Below are 19665 nucleotides of genomic sequence, written 5' to 3'. Positions count from 1 at the left end.
GCCTTCCTGGAAAGGCAATAGAGCCGGAGGGTGATGACCCCATCGCCAGCTCGACACTCCTGACCCGGGCGGGTGGAAAGTTCATCGGTTAATGCAGTTAAATCAAATTAAGCAGCTTTGACACGTATTTGTCGTCTTGGTGGGGATCAGGCGTCCCGGCAATCGCATGCCCGAGCGAGCTGGGACGTCAACCCCTGCTTGGAGGCGATGTGATGAAGCGTCAAAGCCTGTTCCTGGCCTTGTTGGTGTTGCCGCTGCTGGCGTGCGGCGGCGTGGACGTGCCGTCGGAGGAAGTGGCGCCGGAAGCGGAAGTGGGCAGTGTGCAGTCGCAGCTGCAGCCCAACTGGGCGTCGTGCAGCGGGGACATGGACTGCGACTCCAATCGCTGTGGCTGCAACGGCGGCACGACCCGCGTGTGTCTGCCGAGCTCCGCGTATCCGAAGCAGTGCGCCAACTGGACGGCGTGCAGCAATGATTCGCACTGCACGTCCAACTGGTGCGGCTGCAACGGTGGGCAGGTCATGGTCTGCCTGCCGAACACCAACTATCCGAAGTACTGCACCTGAGCCGTCCGCGCCGCCGTCCGTCACCCGGGCGGCGGCGCGCCTGTGCGATGGCGAGCGGCGACGGGAAGCCCGTAGACTCACGGGCCATGAGTTCCGAGACGAAGCCCGGCCTCGAAGGGCAGCTCGCACTGGAAGGCGTGCAGCGGCTGTCCGCCGAGGCGGGGAGCAACCACGCGTCGCTCACGCCCGGTGCCGTCCGGCGCCGCGCGCTGGGGCTCCTGGCGAAGGGCACGGGCCTGGTGCTGCTGGGCGCCGTCATCATGGCGGGCCTGGTCTGGTTGGGATTTGGCGGCAACGGTGTCTTGTCCCAGCTCCTGACGCTCCCCACGTTCTTCCTGGGCGCCGCTTACTTCATCGCGGGCCTCACAGGCCTCCTGACGGGACGCCCGTGGGACCGCACGCCCTTCTGGGTGAAGCTGCCGATGATGATCCTCGGCGCCGTCATCGCGCTGACGGCGCTCATCGTCATCGGCGTCATGGGCATGAGCGCCCTGGGCCCGGATGCGAACTCAACGCCAGACGTCCAGTCGGGCCCGGGCGAATGATTCGAAGTCGCGCGGAGCACGGCCCGTGACCCGCTGTACGGTGTCCGTCACGCGGTCCTCCGTTCCATCGCGGATGAGCGTGTCGAGCATCGTGAGGAAGCGCGCGTAGGCTTCCGGCATGCCGGAGTCCTGAAGGTGCCGCTGTGCCTCGTCGGGTGTCACGTGCACGTGCCGGATGGAGCGGCCCGACACCCGGGACAGGATGGCCGCGAGGTCGTCGTAGCTCAGCGCCTGGGGGCCGGTGATGACATGCGCGGTGTCGTGCGACTTCGGGTCCGCGAGCGCGCGGACCCCCACCGCCGCGATGTCCTCCGCGTCCACGAAGCCCACCCGCCCCTGGCCCGTGGCCGTCACCAGCGTGCCGTCGCGGTGGAGGCTGGCGTGGTGATGATGGACGGGGCTGATGAAGTTCTGCATGAACCACGAGGGCTGGAGCACGCTCCACTCGGGTACGTGCCCGCGCAGGAAGTGGTGCACCTTCCCCAGCCCCGGGCCCTTCTCCGGAACGACGGACGCGGAGAGCAGGACGACCCGCCGCACACCGCCAGCCAGCGCCCGTTCCAGGACGGGAATCATGAGGACGGACGGGTCTTCCACCAACGCGGGGGCCAGGACATACATGCGGTCCACGCCCTCCAGCGCGGGCCCGTGCGTGGACAAGTCCGCCCAGTCGAAGCGCACGTGTTCGGCGGCGGTGACGGGCGGCCGTGTGTCGCGCGTGGCGGTGCGCACCGTGAAGCCCTCGGCCGTGAGCCCTTCCGCGATGGGGCGGCCCGTGTTGCCGGCGGCTCCGATGACGAGGATGCGCGTCATGCCTGCTCCTTCGCGAAGGACTCGAAGGTGCCGCGGGGCGCGGCCAGCGGGTTCCAATACTCGCGGTAGTGCACGATGCGGCCGTCACGCACCTGCATCCGCATCACGTAGTCCTGTTCGTAGGGGATGTTCCCGGGCTGCAGCGTCGCGGAGCCGTGCACCTCCATCCAGCCTGTCGTTGGATCCACGCTCGGGGAGCGCTGGACGTTCGTGAAGGTGAGTCCCTGGAAGTGCTTCGTGATGGGCGCGAAGTAGGCGCGGATGGCTTCGATGCCCTCCAGCCGGGCAGGCCCCCCGAGCGAGGAGGCATACGGGAACTCGACGACGGCGTCGTCCGCGAAGAGCGTCAGCCAGCGCTCGACGTCCGTGGCGATGAGCGCGAGGTGCGCGTCCATCAGCCGTGCCAGGTCAGGGGAAGTGCGGTCCATGTGCGGCCTCCAGCAAGAGGTGATGGACCAGGAATAGGGCGCCCGTTATGGACGCTCCATGTCACTGCGTCCAAAAGAACTGTCTTCGAGTCCAATGCCCCCGGACGGAAAGACCGACGTGGTCTCCGACGTGCTGGAGACGCTGCGGTTCAAGACGCTGCTCTTCGGCCGCTTCGAGCTGGGGGCGCCCTGGGCGGTGCGCATGCCCCGCAAGGCCAACGCCTCCTTCTACGTGGTGGCGCGCGGAAGCCTGCGCCTCCAGGTGGAGGGCACGGCGAAGCCGGTGTTCCTGTCCGCCGGAGACGTGGTGCTGCTGCCCCGCGCGCCCGCGCACGTGCTGGATGACGGCGGCCGCCGCAACCCCGTCGCGAGCGACTTCGTCCCATCCCAGATGCTCCGTCCACCGGCCACGCGGCTGGGGGGAGCCGGGCCGCTCACCACGCTGATCACCGGCTGCTTCCAGTTCGGCGTGGACCCCGCGCATCCGCTGCTGCGGGCCTTTCCCTCCGTCATCCGCCTGTCCACGCAGGAGGGGCAGGGGACGCCCGCGCTCGCCGCGAGCGTGCAGCTCATCACCGCGGAGACCGCCCTGCCGGGGCCGGGAAGCGCGCTGGTGCTGGGCCGACTGGCGGACGTGCTGCTCGTCCACGCGCTGCGGGCCCAGACGTCACTTGGGGGAGCGAAGCAGGCGGGGTGGAAGGCGCTGGCCGACCCCGCCATCGGGAACGCACTCGCGCTGATGCACGAACAGCCCGGCACCCCATGGACGGTGGAGCGGCTGGCTCGGTCCGTGGGCGTGTCGCGCTCCGGGTTCGCCGCGCGCTTCCACGCGCTGGTGGGGGAGACACCGCTGCACTACCTGGCCCAATGGCGGATGATCCGCGCCGCGCGCTGGCTGAGTGAATCCAACGACAGCCTGGACACCATCGCCGAGCGCGCCGGCTACGAAAGCGCGCCCGCCTTCAGCAAGGCCTTCAAGCGCCGCTGGGGCGTGGGGCCCGGAGCGTATCGGCGTGCGGCCACGCGTCAGACTTCAGCGTGAGCCGCGGGTCCCGGTTTCAGTAATAGCAGCGCCAGTAATCGTACCCTTCCCCGTCGCAATAGCAGAAGGCATGGCCCACACCCCCGGGGCGGATACACTGACGCGGATTGGCCCCAGCAGAGGGACAGGACATGCCATCCAACTCCTCGCACTCAAGCAATACCGAGGAGGTGACGTCGGGCGCCGTCTGGCTCGCCGTGTCATCCACGGCCGCGGGCTCCATGGCACCACCACAGCCAACGAGCAGCCCAAACATCAACGCTGAAATAATTCCGCGCATGTGTCCTCCGGGTTGAGAGTCATTGTAAGGCTAACACCGCTTCGCGATGAGTCTCAATGTGCGAGCAATGTGTCGCAGCACGTCAGTACTGCGCCTGACATGATGTCCTGACAGCCCCTGAATGACGCGTCCTCCGGCGGCTCTCAGTGGGGAATGGCCACGGCCTGCTCCAGACCCTCGGTCCACTCCAGCAGGCACGAAGCGTCCACGCTGAAGTTGACCTCGATGCGCGCCTTCGGGCTCGCGTAGACGAGGGTGAAGTCCGGCTTCCACCGGTCGCTGGCCGCATCGGAGTGAGCACGGACCTCGACGGTGCAGGTGACGTCCCGTCCATGGTCCAGGTCCAGGCTGAACGGCTCCTGGGTGACCTGCCATTGCCGGAGTGCGCGCAGCAGCGTGTCGAAGTGGGAGCGGAGCACCACGACCTGTGGCAGCCGGAGGTCGAAGTCTTCCACGACCTCCATGAAGTCATGATTGTCCCTGCGGAAGCAGTTGCCGGTGCTTCGCAGCTCGAGCAGCAGGCAGGGCTCCGAGTCCAGGGACACGGCCCGGCGGACCTTCCCTTCCAGCATGTTGTGGCCAGCGTTCGAGGGAAGGCGGAAGTTCATGTTCAAGCCCGCGCCCTGACGTGGTTCACGACGTGGGACTGACGGGCGACACCAGCAGCCGGACCGCCTCCACTACGGAGCGCCGCCGCCGGCGGATCTCCGCGGGTGTGGGCGGGGTGGCCGTGGCGCAGTACGACAGCGGGAAGGCCCACGTCTTGGACAGCGCCAGCACCAGCGCCAGCAGCTCGTCCGCCGCGAAGTGCTTCGACACCAGCCCCTCCTTCTGTGCCTTCGCGATGGCGGCCGCCTTGTGCTGGTTGCTGCGCGCGACAGGCTCCGGGATGTCCACGGTGGGGCCGTGCTCCAGCTCGTACCAGGTGGCCAGGCGCAGCACCTGCGGCCGGGCCTGGAAGCCGTCGAACAGCCGCCCCGCGTAGGCGGGCAGGTCCGCCGCGTCGATGGGCGTCTCGCGCGCCACCTCCGCCACGTGCGCTTCGAAGACCGCGTCGAACAGCTGCTCTTTGCTGCCGAAGTACGAATAGATGAGCGCCTTGTTGCAGCCGGCCGCCGCCGCGATGCGGTCCACGCGCGCGCCCGCGATGCCCTTCTCCGAGAACTCCTCCGCGGCCGCTTCCAACAGGCGCTGCCGGGTCTTCTGAGCGTCTCCAGCCATGCTTGCCCACCATGCCCCAGCCCATTCCGGGTTGCACCCTGTCAGAAGGGCCAATATATCCATGTAACCAACTGGTTAGTTGAAAGGATTCCCTGCCATGAGTGCGACCCCTGAGACGTCCCGTGTCTGGCTCATCACCGGCTCCTCCCGAGGCCTGGGACGCAGCTTCGCGGAGGCCGTGCTGGCGGCCGGGCACCGCCTGGTGGCCACGGCGCGCAAGCCGGAGCAGCTGACTTCCCTGGTGGATCGCTACGGGGACCGGGTCCGCGCGGTGGCGCTGGACGTGACGAACCCCGAGCAGGCGAGGGCCGCGGTGCGGACAGCAGTAGATGCCTTCGGCCGCCTGGACGTGGTGGTGAACAACGCGGGTTACGGCGGCCTCGCGCCCATCGAGCAGGTGACGGACGAGGACTTCCGCTCGCAGCTCGACACCAACCTCTTCGGCGTCCTGAACGTCACGAGGGCCGCGCTGCCGGTGCTCCGCGAGCAGCGCTCCGGGCACATCATCCAGGTGTCCTCCGTGGGAGGCCGCCTGTCCACGCCGGGGCTGGGCGCGTATCAGGCCGCGAAGTGGGCGGTGGGAGGCCTCTCCGAGGTCCTGGCCAAGGAGACCGCGCCCTTCGGCGTGAAGGTGACGGTGCTGGAGCCGGGTGGCTTCCGCACGGATTGGGCGGGAGCGTCCATGACCATCCCGGAGTTCCGGCCGGAGTACGCGCCCACGGTGGGCGTGGTGGCCCAGCACATGCGTTCGCGAACGGGCAAGGAGGCGGGGGACCCGGACCGCGCGGCGCAGGTGCTGCTCCAGGTGGCCGCGATGGAGTCCCCGCCGCTGCACCTGGTGCTGGGCAGCGACGCGTTCGAGCTGTCGCAGGAGAAGCTGGACGCGCTCAAGGCGGAGGACGCGAAGTGGAAGGACCTGTCGCTGTCCACCGACTTCCCGGAGGCCCGCGGGCCGGCCCCGCGCCTGTGACGGCTACCAGAGGTTGCGGCCGTCCACGAACTTCACGCGCACCGCGTCCAGGTTGAAGTCGTCGAACAGGCGCGCGTTGAGGCCCACCTTGAACTGGCCGGGCACGGGCGCGTTGTTCTCCCAGACGGGGATGTCCGACCACGTGCCGCACCCACACTTCTGGCAGTGGTGGTGCACGACGGGCGCGTTGCGGTCGTACACGCCCGCCTGGTCGCGGCTCGTGAACTTCACCTGCTCCGGCGGGTAGTAGGCCCAGAGCACGCCGCGCTTGGAGCAGAACGTGCAGTTGCAGCGGGTGATGTCCTGCGGCGGCGCGGTCACCTCGAACCGCGTCGCGCCGCAGTGACAGCTTCCCTTCAGGGGCGTGGCTTCGCTCATGTCCCCATCATCCGGAGCGTCGAGTCTCCTGGAAGCGCGGCGCGCGGACGGTGTTCGTGAATCGACGCTCGCACCGGGAGCACGGGTGGCTTCCGCCTGCCTTGACAGGCCTGGGGGCACTCGTGAGGATGCAAATCATTATCAACTTGGAGCCAAGAGACGGGGCCACGCGGTGGTCGCGATGCTGAGCCTCGCCGCGCTGTGCTTCTGCGTGTCGGCGGTGTCGTGGCTGGGCGGCGGTGTCCGCGCGCGGTGGGCTGCGTCGGTGCCGGGGCTCGCGTGCCTGGGGTGCTGCGTGGCTGGCTTCGGGCCGGTGGCGGGGCTGCTGGTGTCGCTGGTGTTGGCGATGACGGCGGCCTCGGTGGGCGTGCTTGTGCTCGCTCCGCGGCCTTCGCGTGCGCGCACTGTCGCGTGGGTAAGTGGCGTGGCGGGGCTGGTGCCGGTGGTGCTGATGGGCGTGGGGCGATGAGCGCGGGGCGCGGGGACAAGGCGGCGAACCACTCCGTGGCTCGGACGCTGGCGGTGGTGGTGGGGGCGCCGCTGGTCGCGTTCGCGGTGGGGGCGGCGGTGATGGCGTTCCTGCCGGTGTCCGGACCGTGGGCCTTCGCGCTGGGCTTCCACGTGGTGCTGCCCGTGTGGGTGGGACTCGCGTGCACGCTGCCGTTGGCGCGGGATGGCCGGGTGGCGTGGGGCGTGTGCCTGGCGGTGGTGGTGCCGGTGGCCGTCGCGCTGGCCGTGCGGGGGCCGCGATGAAGCTGTTGCCCCGGACGTTCCGCATCCAGTTCGACCTGCACGCGTGGGCGGGCGTCGTCGCCAGCCTGTTCCTGTTTGTCATCTTCTTCTGTGGCGTCTTCGCGATGTTCCGCGAGGAGCTGGAGGTGTGGCAGGAGCCCGCGCTCCACGTCGCGCCGCCCTCGAAGTCACCGCCGTCGTTCGACCTGATGCTCGACCGGGTGCGCGAGCAGGGGCCGCTGCCGCGCGGCGCTCACGTGGGAATGCTCACGCACGAGGAGACGCGGTTCATCACCGCGTACCTCTTCGAGCCCACGGGGATGCGCGTGCTGTGGCTGGACCCGCTCACCGGCACCGCGCTGCCGGAGCGCAGCCGGTTGGCGAGCGAGCTGTACTGGATGCACTTCTTCTACCGGGTGCCCTGGGGGATGGAGTTCACGGGGCTGGTGTCGGTGGCGCTGCTGGTGGCGCTGGTCAGCGGTCTGTGGATCCACCTGAAGGACCTGCGCGCGCAGTGGTGGCGCTTCCGTCCCACGGCGAAGCCGCGCTTCTCCGCGTCGGACGCGCACAAGGTGCTGGGCGTCTTCGGGCTGCCGTTCACCGCGATGCTGGCGTGGACGGGGGCGGTGTTGTGCCTGGCGGGGCTGGCGGCGCAGGGCTTCGGGAGCGTGGTGTACCGGGGACAGGCGGACCGGGTGACGAAGCTGCGCGGCTACAGCGTGCCCGTGCGGGAGGCGGCGGGGAAGGACGCGCCCATGTTGTCGCTGGACACGGTGGTGGACCGGGCGCGCGCGTCGGTGCCCGGCGCGGAGGGCACGCCCCGCTACGTGGAGCTTCACGACTACGGCGCCGCGCGCGGCTGGGCGGGCGTGTATTTCCAGTTGTCCCCGCTGGGGCCGGACCACTTCGCGCACGTGGACAGCGTGAGCGGGGAGACGTTCGGGTCGAGCGTGGAGTCCCGCACGCCGAATTTCTCCTTCGAGCGGCTGCTCTTCGACCTGCACGCGGGCCGGTTCGCGGAGGCGCTGATGAAGCCGCTCTATGCGCTGCTCGCGCTGGCGATGTGCGCGGTGCTCGTCACGGGAAACCTCATCTGGCTGGAGCGCCGGGACCCGCTGCGCACGCATCGGGGCAATCGCGTGCTGGAGCGGCTGACAGTGGGTGTGTCCGCGGGGCTCGCATTCGGCACGGCGGTGTACTGCGCCGCGAACCGCGTGCTGCCGTGGGCGCTGGCTCGGCGGGGCGACTGGGAGTTCGGTCTGTTCCTGGGCGCGTGGGCCCTCGCGGTGGTCATCGCGCTCGTGCCACGAGGGTCGTCGCGCCGGGTGGGCAGCTTGCTGAGCGCCGCGGCCGCGGTGCTGTTCGGCGCGGTGGTGGTGGGCGACGTGATGACGCAGGACGCGAACCTGTTCACGGCGCTGTCGCGTGGTCTGCCACCGGTGTTCATTGCGGAAGCGTTCCTGGCAGCGATGGCGCTGGGCTGCGGCGGGCTCGCGTGGGGTGTGCGCAGGCGCAAGACGGCGGAGCCCGTGTCCGGTGGCGCCGCGCCCGAAGGGCCTCTCGTCAAAGCGTAATCACAGAGGCTGACATGCGCGCGAGACGCGCCGGGCCCAGGACTCCCATGCAGTCCGTCCCCTGCCCGACGCGGTCCGCCAAACCTGTCGGACAGTCGGACAGGTTTCCGCGCATCGGCCGGGACGGAGGCCCTCCCTGGGCGTGGGCTTCCAAAGCCTGTCGGACAGTCGGACAGGTTTCCGCTGCTCGGAGGGGGCAGGGGCCCACCCCGGGAATGAGGTTCCAAAACTTGTCGGACAGTCGGACAGGTTTCATCTGCCCGGGCGGATCGGAGCCCCCGCGCCATGAGCTTCAAAACTTGTCCGACAGTCGGACAGGTTGCCGCTGCCCGGGCGGAGCGAGGCCCCCGGGCCACGGGCTTCAAGACTTGTCCGACAGTCGGACAGGTTCTCGCTGCCCGGGTGGAGCGGAGCTCCCGGGCCATGGGCTTCAAAACTTGTCCGACAGTCGGACAGGTTTTTTCGGTGCGCCACCAACGGTGCGCCCCGGCGGGGTTCTTACCTTCTCACCCAGGGGGACAACCTTCGTTCCGCGGGCCTGGCGCTCGGGGAGAAGTCCCGTCAACGCGTGACCGTGGCGCTTCTGGCGTATCGAGGCACGAAAGCCGGGAACGACTGAGGCCCTCGCTGGCGGAGACGTGCCAGGCGAAGGCCCCAGGGGTTCCGCGGTGTGCGACGGCTTCAGGCCCTTCCGGCGGTGAGGCTTCCGGAAGGACCCTTCAATCCCGCGTGATGGCTACCAGGTGTAGCCGACCGTGGCGGACGCGCGGCGGCGCTCGCCGTAGAAGCAGGCCGTCGCGGAGCTGCACGAGGACACGTAGGTCTTGTCGCCCAGGTTGGAGGCGTTGATGGCCGCGCGCCACGGGCCGCGCTCGAAGTGCACGCTCGCGTCCACCAGCGTGAAGCCCGGCACGTCCAGCGTGTTCTCGCGGTCCGCGAAGGAGCTGCCCACGCCGCGCACGCCCGCCGCCGCGCCGAAGCCGCGCAGCGCCCCGTCCTGGAACGTGTAGTCCAGCCACAGCGACGCCAGCACCTCCGGCACACCCACCGGGCGCTTGCCCAGCTCGAAGTCCGCGCCCTCGGTGATCTCCAGCGAGTACAGCGACGCGGAGCCAATCAGGCTCAGCCCGTGCATCAGAGTGGCGTTGGCCTCCACCTCGAAGCCGCGCGAACGGACCTCGCCAATCTGCAACTGGTTGAAGGCGCCGTCCGTCGTCATGAAGTTCTGGCGCTTCAGCTCGAACACCGACAGGCCCACCAGCACCGGGAACACATCCGGCTGGTACTTCACGCCCGCTTCAATCTGCTGGCCCTTCTCCGGCTCGAACAGCGAGCCGTCCGACTTCGTCCCGGCCACCGGGTTGAACGACTTGGAGAAGCTGACGTACGGCGCGACGCCGAAGTCGAAGCGGTAGAGCAGACCCGCGCGGCCGCTGAAGGCGCTCTCGCTGCCGTCGTAGTTGGCGGTGGGCGCGAGCTCGTTGTCCACGTCCATGCCCACCCAGTCATGACGCCCGCTCAACGTCAGGCTCAGCCGGTCGCCGATGCGCAGCTGGTCCTGGAGGTAGACGCCCAGCTGGTTCTGCGTGGACTGGTTCAGCGTGTAGCGCGACTCCGTGGGCGTGTAGTCGCCACGCACGGGGTTGAGCAGGTCCAGCGGCGAGCCGGCCTCGTAGCCCTGCTCGTCGTTCAGCACGTAGTTCTTGAAGTCCACGCCCGCGAGCACCAGGTGGCGCACGGGGCCGGTGCTGAAGCGCACGTCGCCCTGCGTGTCCACCGAGAAGAGGTTCGCGGTCGGCCGGGTGACGAAGTTGCCGCGGGACAGCTGCGCGTCCGCCGGCTCACCCACGTAGCCCACGCCGTAGAGCGTCTGGAAGTCCAGGTCCAGGTGCGCGTAGCGCAGGTTCTGCCGCAGCGTGAAGGTGTCGTTGAAGCGGTGGGAGAACTCGTAGCCCGCCCAGGACTGGTTGCGCTGGAAGTGGTCCAGGCTCTTGTCGCTGGTGAAGAGGTCGGTGGGGATGCGGCCATAGGGCGCGTCCACCACGGTGCCCACGTACGGCAGGAAGTTCTGACCCTGCGTGCGGTCCGCCAGGAAGCTGCCGTGCAACGTCAGCGCCGTATTGTCCGACGGTGCCCAGGTGAGGGCCGGCGCGATGAAGAGCCGGTTGTTGTCCGTCTCCTCCACCTGCGTGCCGCCGCCGCGCGCCAGCGCCGTTACCCGGTAGCGCCAGTGGTTGCCCGAGTCGATGGCGCCGCCGAAGTCCACGGCCGCGTAGCCGTTGGCGAACTCGTTGACGCTCAGCTCCACGTGCCGGATGTGCCCTTCCACCGGCGGACGCTTGCCCACCATATTGAGCAGACCGCCCGGAGACGTGCCGCCGTACAGCACGGAGGAAGGGCCGCGCACGGTCTCCACTCGCTCCAGGCCGAAGGTCTCCAGGCGCCAGGTGGCGAAGCTGCTGGAGTACAGCTGGAGCCCGTCCAGGAAGTAGCCGCCCTCCTGGGACGTGAAGCCGCGAATCAGGAACCAGTCGTTGCGCGGATCCGCGCCGAACGTGTCAGAGCGCACGCCCGGCGTGTAGCGTGTGGCCTCCGTCACGGACTGCACCTGCTGCGCGTCCATCTGCGCCCGGCCCACCGCCGACACCGACTGCGGCGTGTCGCCAATCGCGGTGTCCGTCTTCGTGCCGCTGCCGCTGCGGCGCGCGGTGTAGCCCTGCACCGGGCCGTTGGCGCGCTCGCTCTCCACCACCACCGTGGGCAGGTCGTAGACGCCGTCATCCGTGGGCGCGGCGCCGGGTTCCGGGTTCGAGGCCTGCGCGGGCGCCGGGGTCTCCGGAGCCGGGGCCTCCTGGGGCGCGGCGGGCCCCTGCGCCAGGGCAGGGGAGGCGAGGAGGGAGATGGAGGCGCCAAGCAGTGCCCCCGGGACGAGGCTGCGCGGACGGCTGCGGAACGAAGTGGGCATGTTGAGAATGATTTGCGAAATCAGGGGGCGCCCTGTCGCGTAACACGCGCCCCCTGAGGCGGCAAGCCGGGAGTCGCCCACGCCCTCCCGGTCCTCGCCGCGTCACACCGGATGTCTGTATTTACGGCCCCGGGTATGGGATTACCCGGAGCTGTCTTTCCCTGCTATCCGGAGGTCCGGGTTTCAGGCGCGCTCGACGCGAAGTTTCGCGGGCAGGCCGTTGAGGCTGGCCTCCTCCTCCGTGCCGGTGAGCCCCTGGGGGCCCACGTGGATTTCGGAGGCGAGCGTCTCGCGGGCAATCTCGTCGCGGGCGGCGTCGACGACGCGCTTCACGCGGTCATCGCCGTCCACCCACAGGCGGATCCGGTCGGTGTAGCCCAGGTTCATGTCCTTGCGGGAACCCTGCACGCGCGCCAGCAGCTCGCGCACCAGGCCTTCGTCCACCAGGGCTTCCGTGAGCTGCGTGTGCATCACCACCACGCCCACGCCTCCGCCCGCGGCGGCGTAGCCCGGCTGCGCCTCCACCAGCGTCTCCAACTCCTCGGCGGGGAAGACCATGTCCTCGCCGCCCACGTTCAGGGCCACCTTGCCCGTCTGGAGCAGCTCCTGGTGCAGCGCGCGGCCATCCCCCGAGTCGAACGCCTTGCGCACCGGCGCGAGCTTGGGGCCCAGCCGGCTGCCCATGGCGCGCAGGTTGGGACGCACGCGGTAGCGCACCACGTCCGCCTCCGGGCTGCCCGGCTCCACCAGCTTCACGGTGTGCACGTTCAGCTCGTCGCTGATGAGCGCCTGGTACACCGCCACGCGCTCCGTCAGCTCGCGGCGCGACAGGATGACGTCCGCGCGCGACAGCGGCTGGCGCACCTTGAGCCGGTTGTCCGTGCGGACCTTGAGGCCCAGCGACACCAGCTCGCGCACCGCGCCCATCTCCGCGGCCAGCCCCTCGTCGATGAGGCTTGCGTCCACGTCCGGGAAGCTCGCCAGGTGCACGCTCTCCGGCTGCGCCGCGCCCCACGGCTTGCCCACCAGATTGCCCCACATGTCATCCGCGAAGAACGGGATGAAGGGCGCGGACATGGCGGTGATGGTCGTCAGCGCCTCGTAGAGCGTGAAGTACGCGTCCTGCTTGTCCTGCTCGAAGCCCGGAGCCCAGAAGCGCTCGCGGCTGCGGCGCAGGTACCAGTTGGACAGCGCGTCCACCAACGCCACCATCCGCTGGGCCGCGTCGTACACCTGATAGGTGTCGAGCGCCTTGGCCACGTCGCGCAGGGTGAGCTGCACCTCGGAGAGGATCCACCGGTCCAGCACCGGCCGGGCCTTCACCTCGCGCCAGCCCTGGCTCTTGCGGATGGCCAGCCACGGGGCTTCCGTGCTGGACGCGGTGCCCTTCGCCGGGTTGAACCCGTCGATGTTCGCGTAGATGGTGAAGAACGAGTAGACGTTGCGCAGCTTGACCTGGAAGTCCTTCTGCAACAGCCGCACGTTCGCCAGCGAGTGGCGCGTGTTGGACCAGGTGGGGCTGGCCGCGTAGAAGAACCACCGGAACGCGTCCGCGCCCGGCGCCTTGGTGGCGGGGTCCTTGAGCACCACGCGCTCGGTGGCCACCAGCCGGGGCACCTCCACCGGCATCACGTCCACGCCGCGCGCGGAGGGCTTCACGCCCAGTTGCTGAAGCTCCTGCGGCGCCAGCAGCACCACGCGGCGCTTGAGCTTCTTGTGCACCTTCACGGTGACGCTGACGGGCGCGTCCGGCCGGTCCGGGCGGAAGAGCAGCACCTTCGCGCCCTCCTGCGTGTCCAGGCCCTCCAGGTCCTCGCGCGCGATGAGCGCCACGCCGGGCTCCGCGGGGACGCCGGCCTCCGTGGCGGTGAGCACCGCGAAGTCCATGCGCACCTCGTCCAGGATGATCTCCGGCGGGGTGTAGTTGCCCTTGGACTTGGACTCCTTCTTGCCCTCCTTGTCGGAGACGTGGCCCAGCACGATGCAGCTCTTGTACGGCATGGGCCACTCACGCTTGGGCGTCAGGCCCATGCGCTTCTGCGTCTCCTCGTCGAAGAGGAGCGTGCTCACCATCAGCAGCGAGTAGAACCAACCGCGCGTCTGGTCGATGGCCTCGGAGATGAAGTCCGCCGGGAACGCGCGGTTGAAGGTCTCCTTGCTGCCTTCCGCGTGCGGGAAGCCCCACTGCGCGAAGGGCATGCAGCCGGAGTCGAACCACACGTCCACCACTTCCGGGACGCGCTGGAACTTCCCTCCGGAGCCGGCCTTCTCGTAAGTCACCTTGTCGATCCACGGCTTGTGGACCAGCAGGTGCTCCGCGTTGGACTCGTGCGGCTTGCCGGCGAGGAACGCCTTCAGCTCCGCCTCCACGGCGGCCACGTTGTTGCCCGGCTTCTGGCGCAGCTCCGCGATGGAGGCCACGGCCTCCGTCTCACCCGTTTCGGAGTGGATCCACAGCGGCAGCGGCGTGCCCCAGTAGCGCTCGCGCGACAGGGCCCAGTCCACGTTGTTGTCCAGGAAGTCGCCGAAGCGGCCGTCCTTGATGTTCTCCGGGACCCAGTTGACCTGCTGGTTGTTGGCCTTGGCCTGCTCGATGACGGAGGTGGTGCGGATGTACCAGGCGGGGCGGGCGTACTGGATGAGCGGGTCTTCGTCCGCGCGCCAGCAGAAGGGGTACTCGTGGCGGTACTGCTCCGTGTGGATGAGCAGCCCGCGCTCCTTCAGGTTGCGCTGCAGGTCCTTGTCCGCGTCCTTCACGAAGCGGCCAGCGACGAGCGGCACCTCTTCCGAGAACGTGCCGTCCGGCTTCACCGCGCAGCGCATGCCCAGCGCGTCCGGGTCCTGGAAGCGCGTGGCGTCCTTGCGGTAGGCCTTGTAGTCGTCCTCGCCGAACGCGGGCGCCGTGTGGACGATGCCCGTGCCGCTGTCCAGCGTGACGAAGTCCGCCGCAATCACGCGCCAGCCCACCGTGTCCGAGCCGCCGTCCTTCAGGGGCAGCGTGGCGTCCGCCTCCTTCGCGAAGTACGTGTCGAAGGGCGGCGTGTAGCGCTTGCCGACCAGGTCGCTGCCCTTCTGCGTGGACAGCACGGGCAGGTCCTTCTTCAGCTTCTTGGCCAGCTCCTCGCGCAGCGCGGCGGCGAGGATGAGCTTGCGGTCGCCCGCGTCCACCGTGACGTAGTCCACGGACGGGTTCACGGCCGCGTACATGTTGGACGGCAGCGTCCAGGGCGTCGTCGTCCAGATGAGCAGCGACGTGTCCGGAGCATCGCGCAGCGGGAAGGCCACGTAGACGCTGGGGTCGTCCACCGTCTTGTAGCCCAGGCCCACTTCGGCGGCGGACAGCGCGGTGCCGCCGCGCGGCCACCACCACACCACCTTGTGGCCCTGGTACAGCAGGCCCTTCTTGTAGAGCTCGGAGAGCGCCCACCACACGCTCTGCACGAAGCCGCGGTGATAGGTGACGTAGGCCTCGTTGAGGTCCACCCAGAAGCCGATGCGCTGGGTCAGCCGCTCCCACTCCCCCGTGTAGCGGAACACGGACTCGATGCAGCGCTCCGTGAAGGGCTCCACGCCGTACTTCTCAATCTCCGCCTTGCCGTGGATGCGGAGCTCCTTCTCCACCTCCACCTCCACCGGCAGGCCGTGCGTGTCCCAGCCCGCCTTGCGCGGCACGTAGTGGCCTCGCATGGTCTGGTAGCGCGGGAACAGGTCCTTGATGACGCGCGTGAGGACGTGGCCGTTGTGGGGCAGGCCGTTCGCGGTGGGCGGGCCTTCGTAGAAGACGAAGGAGGGCTTGCCTTCGTTCGCCTTGAGCGATTTCTCGAAGATGCCGCGCTCCTTCCAGAAGGCCAGGATGCGGCGCTCCTCGGCCGGGAAGTCCATCTCCACGGGGACCGCGTTGAACAGGGGCGAAGGCGTTTCAGGCATGGTGGCCTGCTTGATAGCACCGGAGCGGCCCTTTGGCAGTGAATCCAGGGCCTTGCGAACCCGCCCGCACGCCGGTGGACAGATTTGCCTAAGCTGAAATTCATGTAATTCACGCGTGTGAAGTGGCACCCTGGCCGCTCCCCGGGCAGCCACTGGAGGTCCTCGCGTGACGCACGTCCCCCCGAAGCCATCCCTTTCCTTCCTTCTGGCGGCGCTGGTGCTGTGCCTGGGCGCTGGCAGCGCGAGCGCGCAGGTGTCCCGGACGCTGAGCACGCCCGGTCCCACGGCGCAGGCGCAGAAGGTCTACAACCTGCTGACGGACCTGGAGAACAACAGCCGCAACGGCGGGACGAAGCAGACCATCATGGGCCAGCACTGCGAGGCCCAGAAGGAAGCCTACGCGGGCGAGTACTGGGTGAAGGTGGGGGACATCTCCGGCCGCCGCCCGGGCTTCGTGGAGTTCGACTTCGGGCCGGGCAACTACCGGAGCACCTACGCGGAAGCGTACGTGGACTACGCGGTGGGCTTCGCTCGCGACCGTTTCAGCTACGGCGAGGGCATCGTGGGGTTCAGCTTCCACATGTCCTATCCGGGCGCGCCGGTGAAGAGCTGGCCGAACAACTTCCGGCAGTCATGGATGGATTACAACTGGTTTGGCCGGGTCATCAACTGGCAGGCCAACACGGCGGAGTACCAGGCGCTGCTGCGGGATTTGTCCTTCGCGGCGGACAAGCTCGCGTACCTGCAGCAGCAGGGCGTGCCGGTGCTGTACCGCCCCTTCCACGAGATGAACAAGAAGGGGAGCGCGTCACCGTTCTGGTGGGCGAACCAGGACCCCGCTCAGTACAAGCAGCTCTGGAACATCACGCACGACTACCTGGTGAAGACGCGCGGTTTGAAGAACCTCATCTTCGTCTGGTCGCCGTACGAGTGGGACGGCACCTACGGCGGGGACCCGTGGAACTACTACCCGGGCAACGACCGCGTGGACGTGGTGGGCGTGGACATCTACCACGGCAATCCCTACTTCCCGGCCCAGTTCTACACGGGGCTCGCGGGCTACAACAAACCGCGCATGCTGGCGGAGACGGACAAGCTTCCGGTGCGCTGGGGTGACAGCCGTTACGGCACGGTGTCTGAGTTGGACTCGCGCCCGTGGGCCATCTACTCCATCTGGGGCGACTCGCTCGTCTACAACCTGGGCACGACCAGCCCCAACGACTGGAACGTGTCCAGCAACTACAAGGCCATCAAGGACACGTATGGGTATTACAGCACGTACTGGCGCGTGCTGACCGGCGGGAGCAACGCGACCTACAACTGGGCCGCGTTGCGCTGAGGGCCGGGGCTCACCAGTTCGTGGGGCGGTAGTCCTTGAAGAAGTTGCCCCAGACGTACTCGCCGGTGTTCACGGCGGTGATGACGGGGTCCACGATGCGCGCGGCCCCGTCCAGGATGTCCAGCGGGGGCTGGAAGTCCAGCTCCTGCACCTTCCGCTCGGCATGCTGCGCGGGGTCCTCGTCGGTGACCCAGCCGGTGTCCGCGGCGTTCATGAAGATGTTGTCGCGCGCGTAGTCCGGCGCGGACGTCAGCGTCATCATGTTCAACGCGGCCTTGGCCATGTTGGTGTGCGGGTGCTTGTCCGTCTTCGTGCCGCGGGAGAAGCTGCCCTCCATCGCGGACACGTTGACGATGTGGCCCGGCCGCGAGCGGTCCTTCAGCATCAGCGGCCTCAACTTCCCGCACAGGATGAAGGGCGCCACCGCGTTCACCAGGTGCACCTCCAGCATCTCCGCGGTGCGCACCTCCCCCAGTCGCAGGCGCCAGGAGTTCGTGGCCCTCAGGTCCACCTGCTGGAGGTCCGCGTCCAGCCGGCCTTCCGGGAAGAGGGCGCGCGTGTCGCCCTCCTGCTCCATGGCGTAGGGCATCAGGGACAGCGCCGCGGAGGAGTGGATGCCCAAGGCCGGGTCGCCGCTGCGCCAGGTCGCCACGGGCAGGGACGTGTTGCCCATGTCGCCCGGGCCCAGCGCGGGACGGAGCGCGGCGATGCAGGCCTCATGGCCCGCGAGCAGCGCGCGCAGCTTGGGCGCCAGGGGGCCGGCGTCGCGCAGCTCGCCCTCCAGCAGGTGCTGGTAGAAGCCCGGGGGGCGGCGCACGGTCTGCGCGGCGTTGTTGATGAGGATGTCCAGCCGCTCGTGCGTCTGTTCGATGTGGCGCGCGAACAGCTCCACGCTGGGCGCGTGCCGCAGGTCCAGGCCGTGCACCTGGAGCCGGTGGGCCCAGTCCGTGAAGTCCGGCTCGCGTGCGTAGCGGTGCACCGCGTCCTGGGGGAAGCGCGTGGTGGCGATGACGGTGGCGCCCGAGCGCAGCAGCATCAGCGACGCCTGGAAGCCAATCTTCACCCGCGCGCCGGTGATGAGCGCCACCTGGCCCTTGAGGTCCGCGCGCTGCGTGCGCCGGGCGTAGTTCAGGTCCCCGCACGGGAGGCACATGGCGTCGTAGAAGAAGTGGAGCTTGCGGTACTCCGCCTTGCACACGTAGCACTTGCGCGGCACCTCCAGCAGGCGCTCCGGGCCCGCTTCCGGCGGCGGCGCGGGCAGCGCGGGCAGGCTGAGCACCGGCGCCTTTCGCAGCATGCGGATCTCCGTGCTGGCGCGCACGGCCCGGTCGTTGGCGCGCTGCGCGTCCTTGCGCTCCTTCTTGCGCGCGCTCTGGAGCCGGTTCTTCGAGGCCTTGTCCGGGTAGACGAGCCGGCTCGCGGCGGCCAGCAGGGCGTGGTGGTCCTCGTCTGGGAGTCGGTGCAGGAGCACGCGGTGCTTGGCGAGCGTGTTGAGCAGCGCCATGGCGCTGCGCACGTCCTCGACGGAGACATCGGAGGGCGGGGCCGGGTCAGGTTCAGGGGACGACGGCGGGAGGTTCTCGACGGCCAGGTTCTTCACGCCCTGGTGCTTACCCTCCCGGGCGCGCCAGGGAAAGGTGCGACTTGAGCGGGCCTGGAGGGCGAGCAGCCGGGCCCCGGTTTCAGCCCAGGCCCAGGCGGGGGAGCGTCACTTCGCGCACGCGGGGGATGCGGAAGCGGTAGAGGAACGCGTCCGCGAAGTAGTGCGCCAGCACCACCGCGTTGGTGGCGAGGACCCCCAGCGACCACAGGGGCTGCTGCCTCAGGAAGAAGGCCGTCGCCGCGCCCTGCGTGACGCCGTCCGCCAGGGTGACGAAGGGGCTGTTGACCACGCCCACCAGGATGATGGGGGCCATCACGGCCAGCATCGCCGCCCACACGCGAGGGCCTCGCAGGCGGGTCGTGGTCTCCCCTGGCGTGGGCTGGAGCATGCGGCCGGTGAGGAAGAAGTACTCCAGGCCGTGGATGCCCGCGCTCAGGATGGCGCCCCACAGCGGCCACACGAGGTACACCGCCACCACCGCCACGTGAGCCAGGAGGTACACGCGCCGGGGCCCGCTCTGTCCGGGAGGCCCGCGCAGCGCGAGCAGCAGCTTCGCGGCGAAGACGCCCCAGACCGCGAGCAGCACCCAGGTGAGGCCGTGCGGCAGCGAGCCTGCTTCCGCCTGGCCGATGTTGATCATCGGCCGCGAGCCCAGGGCGCTGGTGACGGGCAGGGCCAGCGAGCGGAGCATCATCAAGGTCAGCGCGACGGGGACGAACTGGCGCTGGAGCGTGCGCTCGGACTCGGACAGGGGCGGGGCGCCCGCGGCGCGGGCCCGGAGGCCGTGCAGCGCCCAGAGCCCCTTCACCTGCGACAGCGTGTGGTGCGCCGCGAGGACGTGGATGCCCGCGCCCAGCAGCAGCGCGAGCAGCGGCGCGTACCTGTCCCCGTACCAGAGCAGCGCGAAGGTGAGCGCGAACACCGCCGAAGCGCCGCCCACGAGCAGCCGGGATTGGTGGGGCGTGGTGTGCAGCAATTCGCGCCGCGTGCCCACCAACAGGAAGGTGAGGATGACGTGCGTGCCGTTGAGGAAGACGTACTGCGACGTCCACCGGCCAATGGACTGGGCGAACCCCTGCGAGCCCTCGCCGGTGAGGCTCGCGAGCCACACGGAGGCGAGCATCAGCAGCGTGGGCAGCACGAGGATGCTCAGGTCCGCCCGGGGCGAGAAGAGCCACAGCCCCTGGAAGCGTACGGACGCCGGGGCTGCGGACGCTTCGAGGGCGGGGGCGGGCAGGGTGGACATGCGCGCCGCAGTATAGACGTGTGTGGGACGGGGAGG

General features: G+C 69.2%; 17 protein-coding genes. 8 read left to right on the top strand and 9 right to left on the bottom strand.

The features are described from left to right. Positions 1–212: 212 nt before the first annotated feature. Both GTZ93_RS15065 and GTZ93_RS15060 read left to right on the top strand, forming a co-directional pair. Entirely contained in the window at positions 213–566 is a 354-nt protein-coding gene (locus tag GTZ93_RS15065) for a hypothetical protein (RefSeq protein WP_139916870.1), read from the top strand. An 86-nt stretch (positions 567–652) separates the two neighbouring features. After that, complete coding sequence (locus GTZ93_RS15060; RefSeq protein WP_139916871.1) at positions 653–1111, top strand: hypothetical protein; 459 nt, start codon at positions 653–655, stop codon at positions 1109–1111. Here the strand turns inward: GTZ93_RS15060 and GTZ93_RS15055 are convergent. Both GTZ93_RS15055 and GTZ93_RS15050 read right to left on the bottom strand, forming a co-directional pair. Beyond that, positions 1076–1924, bottom strand: coding sequence for an NmrA family NAD(P)-binding protein (locus tag GTZ93_RS15055; protein ID WP_139916873.1), 849 nt, complete (start codon positions 1922–1924; stop codon positions 1076–1078). The genes GTZ93_RS15060 and GTZ93_RS15055 overlap by 36 nt on opposite strands. Continuing rightward, entirely contained in the window at positions 1921–2352 is a 432-nt protein-coding gene (locus tag GTZ93_RS15050) for a nuclear transport factor 2 family protein (RefSeq protein ID WP_139916875.1), read from the bottom strand. Before GTZ93_RS15050 ends, GTZ93_RS15055 begins: the two co-directional genes overlap by 4 nt. Before the next feature lie 94 nt (positions 2353–2446). Between GTZ93_RS15050 and GTZ93_RS15045 the strand changes: the two genes are divergently transcribed. Continuing rightward, on the top strand, positions 2447–3394 hold the full coding sequence (locus GTZ93_RS15045) for an AraC family transcriptional regulator (protein ID WP_139916877.1): 948 nt from the start codon (positions 2447–2449) through the stop codon (positions 3392–3394). A 423-nt stretch (positions 3395–3817) separates the two neighbouring features. Here the strand turns inward: GTZ93_RS15045 and GTZ93_RS15040 are convergent, their stop codons facing one another. After that, positions 3818–4282 (bottom strand): hypothetical protein, encoded by a 465-nt coding sequence (locus GTZ93_RS15040; protein ID WP_120574461.1) that lies wholly within the window; start codon positions 4280–4282, stop codon positions 3818–3820. Between the two features lie 25 nt (positions 4283–4307). After that, on the bottom strand, positions 4308–4895 hold the full coding sequence (locus GTZ93_RS15035; protein WP_126935888.1) for a TetR family transcriptional regulator: 588 nt from the start codon (positions 4893–4895) through the stop codon (positions 4308–4310). A 97-nt stretch (positions 4896–4992) separates the two neighbouring features. Here GTZ93_RS15035 and GTZ93_RS15030 point away from each other — a divergent pair, with 97 nt between their 5' ends. Then, positions 4993–5865, top strand: a complete 873-nt coding sequence (locus tag GTZ93_RS15030) for an oxidoreductase (RefSeq protein WP_139916878.1) — start codon at positions 4993–4995, stop codon at positions 5863–5865. A 3-nt stretch (positions 5866–5868) separates the two neighbouring features. Here the strand turns inward: GTZ93_RS15030 and GTZ93_RS15025 are convergent, their stop codons facing one another. Continuing rightward, positions 5869–6243: a GFA family protein gene (locus GTZ93_RS15025; protein ID WP_139916880.1), complete on the bottom strand. Its 375-nt coding sequence runs from the start codon at positions 6241–6243 to the stop codon at positions 5869–5871. A 181-nt stretch (positions 6244–6424) separates the two neighbouring features. On the opposite strand from GTZ93_RS15025, the gene GTZ93_RS15020 reads away from it, so the two are divergent. Genes GTZ93_RS15020 through GTZ93_RS15010 form a run of 3 tightly spaced genes read left to right on the top strand, consistent with a single transcriptional unit; the run spans position 6425 to position 8549 of the window. Continuing rightward, a complete protein-coding gene (locus GTZ93_RS15020; RefSeq protein ID WP_139916882.1) occupies positions 6425–6712 on the top strand; it encodes a hypothetical protein in 288 nt (95 codons plus the stop codon). After that, positions 6709–6996 (top strand): hypothetical protein, encoded by a 288-nt coding sequence (locus tag GTZ93_RS15015; RefSeq protein ID WP_161662825.1) that lies wholly within the window; start codon positions 6709–6711, stop codon positions 6994–6996. Before GTZ93_RS15020 ends, GTZ93_RS15015 begins: the two co-directional genes overlap by 4 nt. Further along, positions 6993–8549, top strand: a complete 1557-nt coding sequence (locus tag GTZ93_RS15010; RefSeq protein WP_139918852.1) for a PepSY-associated TM helix domain-containing protein — start codon at positions 6993–6995, stop codon at positions 8547–8549. Before GTZ93_RS15015 ends, GTZ93_RS15010 begins: the two co-directional genes overlap by 4 nt. Positions 8550–9285: 736 nt before the next feature. Here the strand turns inward: GTZ93_RS15010 and GTZ93_RS15005 are convergent. Next, on the bottom strand, positions 9286–11514 hold the full coding sequence (locus GTZ93_RS15005; RefSeq protein WP_139918850.1) for a TonB-dependent siderophore receptor: 2229 nt from the start codon (positions 11512–11514) through the stop codon (positions 9286–9288). 183 nt (positions 11515–11697) lie between these two features. Continuing rightward, positions 11698–15441: an isoleucine--tRNA ligase gene (gene ileS, locus GTZ93_RS15000; protein ID WP_139918848.1), complete on the bottom strand. Its 3744-nt coding sequence runs from the start codon at positions 15439–15441 to the stop codon at positions 11698–11700. A gap of 166 nt (positions 15442–15607) precedes the next feature. Between ileS and GTZ93_RS14995 the strand changes: the two genes are divergently transcribed. Further along, complete coding sequence (locus tag GTZ93_RS14995; RefSeq protein ID WP_139918847.1) at positions 15608–16780, top strand: glycoside hydrolase family 26 protein; 1173 nt, start codon at positions 15608–15610, stop codon at positions 16778–16780. A gap of 10 nt (positions 16781–16790) precedes the next feature. Here the strand turns inward: GTZ93_RS14995 and GTZ93_RS14990 are convergent, their stop codons facing one another. Both GTZ93_RS14990 and GTZ93_RS14985 read right to left on the bottom strand, forming a co-directional pair. After that, positions 16791–18380, bottom strand: coding sequence for an SDR family NAD(P)-dependent oxidoreductase (locus GTZ93_RS14990; RefSeq protein WP_219629076.1), 1590 nt, complete (start codon positions 18378–18380; stop codon positions 16791–16793). 82 nt (positions 18381–18462) lie between these two features. Next, positions 18463–19629 carry a hypothetical protein gene (locus GTZ93_RS14985; RefSeq protein WP_139918844.1) on the bottom strand — a complete coding sequence of 389 codons (1167 nt, stop codon included), beginning with the start codon at positions 19627–19629 and terminating at the stop codon, positions 18463–18465. Positions 19630–19665 lie beyond the last annotated feature (36 nt).

This window comes from Corallococcus exiguus (assembly GCF_009909105.1).
In the GTDB taxonomy this organism is placed as follows: domain Bacteria; phylum Myxococcota; class Myxococcia; order Myxococcales; family Myxococcaceae; genus Corallococcus; species Corallococcus exiguus.
The sequence above is the reverse complement of the archived record's forward strand: the minus strand, read 5'-3'. Positions and strand labels throughout refer to the sequence as shown.